2 protein-coding genes are annotated in these 1,418 nt (G+C 35.8%); both read left to right on the forward strand.

All coding sequences use genetic code 11. The annotated features are described in order from the left end of the window. The coding region (locus tag WS44_RS09270; protein ID WP_046434094.1) for a CpsB/CapC family capsule biosynthesis tyrosine phosphatase at positions 1 to 625 on the forward strand (625 nt) is incomplete at its 5' end. A 120-nt stretch (positions 626 to 745) separates the two neighbouring features. Continuing rightward, positions 746 to 1,345 carry a sugar transferase gene (locus WS44_RS09275; RefSeq protein ID WP_046434095.1) on the forward strand — a complete coding sequence of 200 codons (600 nt, stop codon included), beginning with the start codon at positions 746 to 748 and terminating at the stop codon, positions 1,343 to 1,345. Positions 1,346 to 1,418 lie beyond the last annotated feature (73 nt).

A 1,418-nucleotide genomic window follows, 5' to 3' on the forward strand; every position in this document is an offset into this window, starting at 1 on the left:
ATATCTTAATCACAAAGATGATGTGATTCGGTTAACTGAGAACTTTCAAGATATGCTTGATGAGGCAAAGATTCCATTAACAGTATTTCCTGGGCAAGAAGTGCGAATCTCAGGTGATTTACCTGATGCACTTGATAATGATGACATCCTCTTCTTAGATGAAGAGGGACAATACATGTTATTGGAGTTTCCAAGTGATGATGTACCGACTTATGCTAAAGATATGATCTTTAGCATTCAACAGCGCGGCATCACGCCAATTGTGGTGCACCCTGAGCGTAATAGTAGGATTTTAAAAGAACCACATATCTTGCAAGAATTAATTGAACAAGGTTGTCTAGTTCAAATTACTGCTAGTTCTTACATGGGAACTTTTGGCAAGAAAATTGAAGAAATGTCACGCAAGTTTATCGAAGCAGGCCAATGTGCCTGTTTTGCTTCGGATGCGCACGATTTGCCAAAAAGGCAATACCAATATAGTGAAGCATTAAAAAAGTTGAGCAAGGAGTTTGGGAGTGATCTTGCTCAGCAGTATCAAGATAATGCTCGCGCATTTGTAAATGGGGACAATGTGCAACTAGATTGGCGACCACTTGGCAAAAAGAAAAAATTTTGGCTATTTTAATTTGCAAATCTGCAGATTTGTGCCATCAGCTGAATATTTGTGCTATATTGGCTAAAAAAGTGTGTTTATTTTACAAAAAAGTACTATAAATATATGACATTGAGGGTAAGAGGAAAAATGATGGTAATGGAAAGACTGAAAGTTAATCCAAAAAAGGTTTATAATCGACCTTTTTATCACACAATTAAGCGATTATTTGATATCGTGGCTAGTGCGATAGGATTAGTTCTTCTATCACCATTATTTTTGTATCTAATTATTAGAATTAGACATGAAGATGGTGGTCCAGCATTTTATTCGCAAGAGCGAATTGGTAAGAATGAAAAGCCATTTAAGATGTGGAAGTTTCGTTCCATGGTTGTTAATGCAGATAAGATGCTGGATGAATTAGAAGATCAAAATGAAGTCAATGGGGCCATGTTTAAGATTAAAGATGATCCAAGAATTACTAGAATTGGACATATGATTCGTAAATATAGCTTAGATGAGTTACCACAATTATATAACGTTCTAATTGGTGATATGTCATTAGTGGGACCACGTCCACCTCTTCCTTCTGAAGTTGCAGAATATACTAACTATGATAAACAGCGTCTCTTAATTATGCCTGGGTGTACTGGACTTTGGCAAGTAACGCGTAGAAATGAAGCCGACTTTGATGAGATGGTTTGGCTTGATATTGTATATATTAATCATTCGCCGATTGTAAAATTAAATTGAACACTTGATAGAAAATAAAAAGTCCATTTGGACCTGTTTGATAGAATGTTAATAACCACAAAAACATCTATGG

Source organism: Lactobacillus sp. N54.MGS-719, assembly GCF_000980505.1.
In the GTDB taxonomy this organism is placed as follows: Bacteria; Bacillota; Bacilli; order Lactobacillales; family Lactobacillaceae; genus Lactobacillus; species Lactobacillus amylovorus.